Annotated in this window: 8 protein-coding genes and 1 pseudogene; 4 read left to right on the top strand and 5 right to left on the bottom strand. The window is 45.4% G+C overall.

The window, feature by feature from the left end; translation table 11 throughout:
* Window position 1: 1 nt before the first annotated feature.
* The 4 genes from VTH8203_RS11965 to VTH8203_RS11980 all read right to left on the bottom strand — a co-directional run bounded on the left by VTH8203_RS11965 (window position 2) and on the right by VTH8203_RS11980 (window position 3,357).
* Complete coding sequence (locus VTH8203_RS11965; protein WP_096993879.1) at window positions 2-310, bottom strand: chromosome partitioning protein ParA; 309 nt, start codon at window positions 308-310, stop codon at window positions 2-4.
* Window positions 311-355: 45 nt separating this feature from the next.
* Complete coding sequence (tsaB, locus tag VTH8203_RS11970) at window positions 356-1,057, bottom strand: tRNA (adenosine(37)-N6)-threonylcarbamoyltransferase complex dimerization subunit type 1 TsaB (RefSeq protein ID WP_096993880.1); 702 nt, start codon at window positions 1,055-1,057, stop codon at window positions 356-358.
* Window positions 1,058-3,016, bottom strand: coding sequence for a DNA repair helicase YoaA (gene yoaA, locus VTH8203_RS11975; RefSeq protein ID WP_096993881.1), 1,959 nt, complete (start codon window positions 3,014-3,016; stop codon window positions 1,058-1,060).
* A 146-nt stretch (window positions 3,017-3,162) separates the two neighbouring features.
* A complete protein-coding gene (locus VTH8203_RS11980) occupies window positions 3,163-3,357 on the bottom strand; it encodes a hypothetical protein (RefSeq protein WP_096993882.1) in 195 nt (64 codons plus the stop codon).
* Window positions 3,358-3,626: 269 nt separating this feature from the next.
* Here VTH8203_RS11980 and purU point away from each other — a divergent pair, with 269 nt between their 5' ends.
* Window positions 3,627-4,460 carry a formyltetrahydrofolate deformylase gene (purU, locus tag VTH8203_RS11985; RefSeq protein ID WP_096993883.1) on the top strand — a complete coding sequence of 278 codons (834 nt, stop codon included), beginning with the start codon at window positions 3,627-3,629 and terminating at the stop codon, window positions 4,458-4,460.
* Between the two features lie 143 nt (window positions 4,461-4,603).
* On the opposite strand, the gene VTH8203_RS11990 is transcribed toward purU, so the two are convergent.
* Window positions 4,604-5,206, bottom strand: a complete 603-nt coding sequence (locus VTH8203_RS11990) for a VOC family protein (protein ID WP_096993884.1) — start codon at window positions 5,204-5,206, stop codon at window positions 4,604-4,606.
* 177 nt (window positions 5,207-5,383) lie between these two features.
* Between VTH8203_RS11990 and argS the strand changes: the two genes are divergently transcribed.
* From argS to VTH8203_RS25690, 3 genes and pseudogenes are all read left to right on the top strand, one after another.
* Complete coding sequence (gene argS / locus VTH8203_RS11995) at window positions 5,384-7,117, top strand: arginine--tRNA ligase (RefSeq protein ID WP_096993890.1); 1,734 nt, start codon at window positions 5,384-5,386, stop codon at window positions 7,115-7,117.
* Between the two features lie 110 nt (window positions 7,118-7,227).
* Window positions 7,228-7,656, top strand: a complete 429-nt coding sequence (locus VTH8203_RS12000; protein WP_096993885.1) for an HIT family protein — start codon at window positions 7,228-7,230, stop codon at window positions 7,654-7,656.
* Window positions 7,657-7,751: 95 nt separating this feature from the next.
* Window positions 7,752-7,865 (top strand): annotated as a pseudogene (locus VTH8203_RS25690) (IS982 family transposase); the annotation flags it as partial.

The following is a 7,865-nucleotide window of genomic DNA, read 5'->3' on the forward strand; positions in this document are numbered from 1 at the left end:
ATCATATATAAATATCGACGCCGAGCAACTGTTGTAGTTCCTCTCTTTTGGCTTGGTTCATGACACTCATATACTCGTCGAGAGCTTTTTTAGCTCGTCCCTCAGGCAAATCGTAGTGTATTTGTGCTTTAGAAATGTCAGCCTGTGATAAATGCTTCACAGAGTGTGAGACAGCTTGAGCGACCTTGGTAACTTGGGTTGTGGACGTGGAGTTTGAAGACGTAGAGGCTTTCGACACCGCCTTATTTGCTTTGGCTTTTTGTGTCTTTCTCTGGTTAGCAATGGAAGGTAGACCGTGGATTGAGACCATCAGTAATTTGCGCTAGCCCGTTATTAGCGAGCTAGCTCAGCTCTCTTATTCTCTACCTGGCAGCTTTTTCCACGCTACCGTATCGCGAAGGTAAACCGGACTCGCTTCTTCTGCAGGCACGGTATTTCCTTGCTCAAGTTCAAACTTAGCTAGGAAGGCAATATCTTGTGCTTCCGGAAATTTCACATCAGAGGCTGTGGTATTGATCGCAAGCTCACTCATTGTGTGCGAATACGCTTCCCAACCGGTTCCTGCTTGGGTCCAAAGCTCCTCATCGGCCAATACATTCTCGACCAACAAGCTTGGTGGAATCACCTGTTCTTGATCAACATCTTGCCAATCGCCATTCTCAAGCTGTTCAAAACGCCCCCAGTACACTTCGTTCATGCGTGCATCAATGGCACTAGCCACACGAGTCGCACCGTGCATACGATAGGCGCCCTGCGCCATCGCTTTGAGCGTTGAAATACCAATCATAGGTAAGTCAGCACCAAACCCTAGCCCTTGGGCAATACCAATACAAATACGCACACCCGTAAAGCTACCCGGACCACGTGCAAACGCCAAAGCGTCCAATTCCGAAAGCGTCAAACCCGCCTCTTTTAACAACTCGTCGACCATAGGAAGGACTTTTTTCGTATGATCACGAGGAGCAAGTTCGCTGCGAGTATGAATCGTATCACCAACCAGCAGAGCCACTGAGCAGTTCTCTGTTGCAGTATCGATAGCTAGAATTTTATAAGTCATTTATTTCTCGATTTTTTCTTCTTTAGCATCCGACGTAGTGTCGAGGGCTAGAAACTGTCTTATCGTCCCAAGGTCGCGCGTTCGAGGAATAGGCGGTAAGCTGGCTAAGAACGTCGCACCGTACTCTCTTGTGACCAATCGATTGTCGCAAATAATCAACGCGCCACGATCTTTCTGATCGCGAATCAATCGGCCAACACCTTGTTTTAACGTAATGACGGCATCCGGCAGTTGTACCTGTTGAAACGGGTCACCGCCTTGTAATTTACAATCTTCGATCCGTGCTTTGAGCAACGGGTCATCAGGAGCTGTAAACGGTAATTTGTCGATGATAACACAGCTCAACGTATCACCTCTAACATCTATTCCTTCCCAAAATGCCCCAGTTGCCACTAATAAAGCATTACCCAGTTCCATAAACTCAGCGAGCGTTTTTTGTTTACTGGTTTCACCTTGCAGCAGTACAGGTAATGATAAGGTTTCACGAAACTTTTCTCCCAACTCACGCATCATGCTGTGTGACGTGCAGAGGAAAAAGCAGCGCCCTTTGTTTTCTTCGATAACCGGAGACAACATCGTCACTAACTTTTGCGCTAACCCATGGCTATTAGGTTCGGGCAAATAGCGAGGCACACACAATCTAGCTTGGGTTGGATAATCAAACGGACTTGGTAGCGAAAATTGTTGCTTTGGAATCAAGCCTAATCGAGAGGTAAAGTGACCAAAATCATCAGAAACTGCTAAAGTCGCTGAGGTAAAAATCCATGCTCCACCCTTCATTTGTACTTGTTCGTGGAACTTATCAGCGACAGTTAATGGCGTGATATGCAAGCTGAAATGTCTTGGCGATGTGTCATACCAATAGGAGTATCCAGTGATCGTGACATCACATACTCGCTCAATGCGACCTTTGATGAGGTTGGCTCGCTCAAACGCAGTATCCAATAACTGGCTACGCCCTAACGCTAATTTAAGCACATCAATCACCAAATTAATGGCATCTAACAGGCGATCTACTTCACGCTTGATACTTGGCGAGGCAACCGCATCACGCCAATTTCCTCTAAAACCGGTATCGCCTAACACAATTCGCATATCCATCGCAGATTGTGACAACCTATCGCCCGCTTTTTGTAATTGACGCATGTCTCTGGCTTCAGTTCGATAACCTATTTCGATGTCTTTTGCCAGATCTTGGATCTGACGACTTGAAATTGACTGGCCAAAATACTGGCTGGCAATATCTGGAATTTGGTGTGCCTCATCAAAGATAAACACTTCCGCTTCTGGGATTAGCTCACCAAACCCCGTCTCCTTTATCGCCAGATCCGCCATAAATAAGTGATGGTTTACCACCACGACATCAGAGTCCAACGCACGCTTACGTGCTTTGAGCACAAAGCAGTCTTGATAGCTTGGACATTCTTTGCCTAAGCAATTGTCATTCGTCGACGTGATGGTAGGAATAATTGGACTATCTTCTGCAATAGCGTCACATTCACCCAAATCTCCAGATTTGGTTTCCGAGGACCAAGACCGAACCTTGACCAGTTGTGACAACATATCCGTTTGCGTTTCTGTAGTGTGACTTTCCACCATTTGGCGGCTTAGTCTATCTAAGCAGAGATAATTAGAACGCCCCTTTAACAACGAGACTTGTCCATGAAAGCCTAACGCTTCAACCATCAGCGGCAAGTCTCGATGAAACAGCTGTTCTTGTAAGTTTTTCGACCCAGTACTGATAATGGTCTTCTTACCACTTAATAATGCAGGAACTAAATAAGCGAAGGTTTTGCCCGTTCCCGTACCGGCTTCAACAACAAGCTGGTCTTCGTTATGAATCGCTTGTTCGACAGCATCGGCCATATCGAGCTGTGGTTGTCTGGGCTGAAAACCTGGGATCACCCTTCCTAATGCGCCATCAGAGGCGAACGCTTTTTTTATTGTTCGTGAAACCATGTATTGTTGAAACCGCTGATTGCCGCTACCTAGTATTTATCGCACTAGTGTATACCTAATCGCTTTGCAGTTAAAAATTGAATTCAGCGCCCTTACTCGTCGAGACAAGAGCAAGGGCGCTAGATAATAATGATGTAGATTGATGACTACTTATTGAGATAACGAGTGAGCCATCCAGGGGCGATGATAGGTTCTGTTTGTTTTAGCTGCTCTGCTGCTTGTGAAGGTGAAACTTTACTGCTCCAAAATTCGTCAAGTTCATGCTGGTCAATAGTCGCTCCACCAACCAATTCTGATACTCGTTGGTCGTAGAGTTTACGTGCGAGTAGTTCTTTATCCATAACCCTCTCCTAAAGCCAAATTGAGAACGCTTCAACTATCAAGTCCAACAGGAGTGAGGGCTCAGCGGACTTCTTTTGTTGAAACCTTGTCCAGAATAGATTAATAATGTTGGTTAGATTGCGTACCACCTCAACAAACGCACCATTTTAAATCCTCAAATTCGTAAATTTAGATTCACTTCAATATGTTGTGCTCCTTCCGGACCATGAATATCGAGTTTCAGAATAACGAAGAGGTCAAAGTTTGAATTTCACGGAAGCGGTAAATCATGGAAAAGAAAACGTTATTAACGCATTGCAGCGATGCGCCCGGTCTCATCTCTAAAATCACCAACATCTGTTACAAACACCAACTCAATATTATCCACAACAACGAGTTTGTAGATAACGCCAGTGGTCATTTCTTCATGCGCACTGAGCTGGAAGGCTACTTTAATGATCAAACCTTTTTAGCAGACCTCGACCAAGCGCTGCCGCAAGGTACAAAACGTAAGCTCGTTGACTCGTCTCGCAAGCGTATTGTTATTTTAGTCACCAAAGAAGCACACTGTCTTGGTGACATCTTAATGAAGAACTTCGATGGCAGCCTAGATGTAGACATTGCCGCTGTCATTGGTAACTATGACATCCTGCAAGGGCTAACAGAGAAGTTTGATATTCCATACCACTGTGTTTCTCATGAAGGGCTCAGCAGAGAAGAGCATGAAACAAAAATGCTGGAAGTCATCGATCAGTATCAGGCTGATTATTTAGTGTTGGCAAAGTATATGCGTGTTCTTACGCCGACGTTTGTACAGCGGTATCATCACAAAATCATCAACATCCACCACAGTTTCTTACCCGCATTTATTGGCGCAAAGCCATACCAACAAGCGTATGATCGCGGCGTAAAGATCATTGGAGCAACGGCGCACTTCGTCACCAATGATTTGGATGAAGGCCCCATTATCAAGCAAGATGTTATTCCAGTAGACCACAACTTTAGTGCATCCGACATGGCTCAAGCTGGACGTGATGTTGAGAAAAACGTGCTTTCAAAAGCGCTCAACAAGGTCGTTAATGACCATGTCTTTGTTTACGGCAACAAAACGGTCATTCTCTAACCCGAATCGCTCGTTACCACTGTAAAGCTTGGTAGCGAGTGACTCACTTCAGCTAACAACGCCTTGCTCAATTGTCCATATTGGCGAGTATAGATCGTCAAATACGCCACTAAACCCAAACACATGACCCAGTGTATTATGTATTAGATATCAGCTTGTTCAGAAGCAACAATGTGCTTGAGGCTATGCGGATGAAGTTTGATGCAGATGTTATCGTGCTTAAATGCCACCGTCGGATTAGCTAAGCGTTCTCCTTCGCCTTTCGGACTGGATAGCTTCATCTTGATATTAAGATCGTCTAACTGTGCCAAACGGTTCGCCAACGCAGGAAAGATGTGACATAGGTCTGCCAGATAGTCATCCGTAGTTGTTGCCGTAGAAGGTACAACAAACTCTACATGCTCCCAATTTTCGATAGGGTGCGTTTTCCCTACCGCGGGATAAGGCAATTCGAGACATTCGATCGACCAACCATAACTTGTTATGGCTTGGTCAAATTGCAACACTATGATTGGACGCCCGTTTATCTGCGCCTCAGAAATGACGTTGCCATATTCTAACCATGCAGTATGAGCCGCTTTCGCCACGTCAAAATCGTTGATTCGCAGTGCAATATGATCGGCCTGATAGTCGGCTAAATCTATAGATAACTTGCTGCATAATGCCTGTATTCTATCGAGAAAGGCATCGATTTCACTCAACATTTGAGAAGGCACTAGACCTTTTTCTAGCAGGGTTTGTTCCATTTTTTAGCGCTCATTTTGTACTTCAAACGCCAAATAGTATCAGGATTCAGCCAGAATCAGAAAAAATACAAACTTCTCCTCTAGGTCACTGGCGTTAAAGTTGCTATTATGTGCGCCAAATTGCCACAGTTTCATGAACAACATGAAATCCAATTCCAAGAATTGAAGGAAACGCGTGTGAATATCCAAGCACTGATCAACGACAAAGTATCTCAGGCTCTAGAAGCCGCTGGCGCACCTGCAGGCAGTCCTGCAGCGGTTCGCCAATCTGCGAAACCACAGTTTGGTGACTACCAAGCAAATGGCGTAATGGGCGTTGCTAAGAAATTGGGTACAAATCCACGAGAATTCGCACAGAAAGTTCTGGACGTTTTGGACCTAGATGGAATTGCAAGCAAAACTGAAATTGCTGGTCCCGGTTTTATTAACATCTTCCTAAGCGAAGAATTTCTTGCAAAGCAAGCTGACGAAGCACTAGCGGACGCACGCTTAGGTGTGGCTTCTCAAGAGCAACAAACCATCGTTGCCGACTACTCGGCACCAAACGTAGCAAAAGAAATGCACGTTGGTCACCTTCGCTCAACCATCATCGGTGATGCTGTTGTGCGTACCCTTGAGTTTTTAGGTCACAACGTTATTCGTGCTAACCACATCGGTGACTGGGGTACTCAGTTCGGTATGCTTATCGCTAACCTAGAGCGCGTTCAACAAGAGTCTGGTGAAGTTTCTATGGAACTTTCTGACCTTGAAGCCTTCTACCGCGAATCTAAAAAGCTGTATGACGAAGATGCTGAATTTGCAGAGCGCGCACGTGGCTACGTAGTGAAACTACAAGGTGGCGATGAGTTCTGTGCTGAAATGTGGAAGAAGCTGGTTGACGTAACCATGATTCAGAACCAACGTAACTACGATCGCCTAAACGTGTCACTAACGCGTGATGATGTGATGGGTGAAAGTATGTATAACGACATGCTACCTGGCATTGTTCAAGACCTGAAAGAGAAAGGTCTTGCGGTTGAAGATGACGGCGCACAAGTGGTATTCCTTGATGAATACAAAAATAAAGATGGTGAGCCAATGGGTGTTATCATCCAAAAACGTGATGGTGGCTTCCTATACACCACGACTGACATCGCTTGTGCGAAGTATCGCTACGAGAAGCTTGGTGCAGACCGCGTCCTTTATTTCATAGATTCACGTCAGCACCAGCACCTACAGCAAGCATGGACTATCGTTCGCAAAGCCGGCTATGTTCCAGAATCTACCAGCCTTGAGCACCACGCATTTGGTATGATGCTAGGTAAAGATGGTCGCCCATTCAAAACACGCGCAGGGGGCACGGTTCGCCTTGCTGATCTTCTAGACGAAGCAGTAGAGCGCGCTACAGTGTTAATCGAGTCGAAAAACCCAGAGCTAGACGCTGAAGAGAAAGCAAATATCGCTAACACGGTAGCAATGGCAGCGGTTAAGTATGCCGACCTTTCTAAGCATCGTACTACAGACTACGTGTTCGATTGGGACAACATGCTAGCGTTTGAAGGTAACACGGCGCCTTATATGCAATACGCTTACACTCGTGTAGCGTCTATCTTTGCAAAAGCTGGCGTATCAATGGATGAGCTTTCTGGTGACATTAAGATCACTGATGAGAAAGAGAAAGCGTTGGTTGCGAAACTACTGCAATTCGAAGAAGCCGTGGAATCTGTTGCTCGTGAAGGTCAGCCTCATATCATGTGTAGCTACCTGTTTGAACTTGCAGGTCAATTCTCTAGTTTCTACGAAGCATGCCCAATTCTTGTTGCTGAAGATGAAAGCGTTAAACAAAGCCGTCTAAAACTCGCAGCACTAACCGCTAAGACTATCCAGCAAGGTCTAGAACTGCTTGGTATCGAGACTCTAGAACGTATGTAATTACCGCTTCGTAAGAGTAATGAATCCACAAAAGGTTGACGTGAAAGCGTCAACCTTTTGTTTTATCTGACGTATACTCAGGCATTCAATATGACAATGGAATTAACAGTATGAGCTTTGAACTGCATCCTCAACTTGCCAAAGACACCACAGTCATCGGTCACTTTCCGCTTTGCGTTGCTCTCCTTAGTAAAGACAACGCCGTTCCTTGGGTTATCTTGGTTCCAAAGCGTACCAACCTAAAAGAGCTGCATCATTTACCAATAAAAGAGCAACAGCAGTTTTTGTTAGAATCTCAAGCCGTCAGCCAAGCGCTTGAAGCCACCTTTCGACCTGATAAGCTCAACCTTGGCGCATTAGGAAATATGGTGCCGCAACTGCATATCCATCACATTGCTCGATTCAAAGATGATATGGCCTGGCCAGGACCTGTGTGGGGCAACACCAAAGGCGAACAACGTAGTGACGAAGAACAAGCCGAGGTAATGACTCGTATTGGAAATGTACTTTCTTTAAGCAGTTTATTTACGCGTGCTTAAGTTAACCTGAACTCGGGATAAAAAAGAAGGGAACTAAAAGCTGGTTCTGCGATCAGATCTTTCGACCAAGAGAGACTTATCACAAGGAACCAGCTATGCACAAATTAGTGGACTTATTTTGCCATGTCGATGACTTTTGTCAGGCTTTTCTACCCCAGTGGCAAAAACTTCAGCTTGAGAGCGGCGTACGGAAGCGTAATCGCAAAGGC

This window comes from Vibrio thalassae (assembly GCF_900089835.1).
Taxonomy (GTDB): Bacteria; Pseudomonadota; Gammaproteobacteria; order Enterobacterales; family Vibrionaceae; genus Vibrio; species Vibrio thalassae.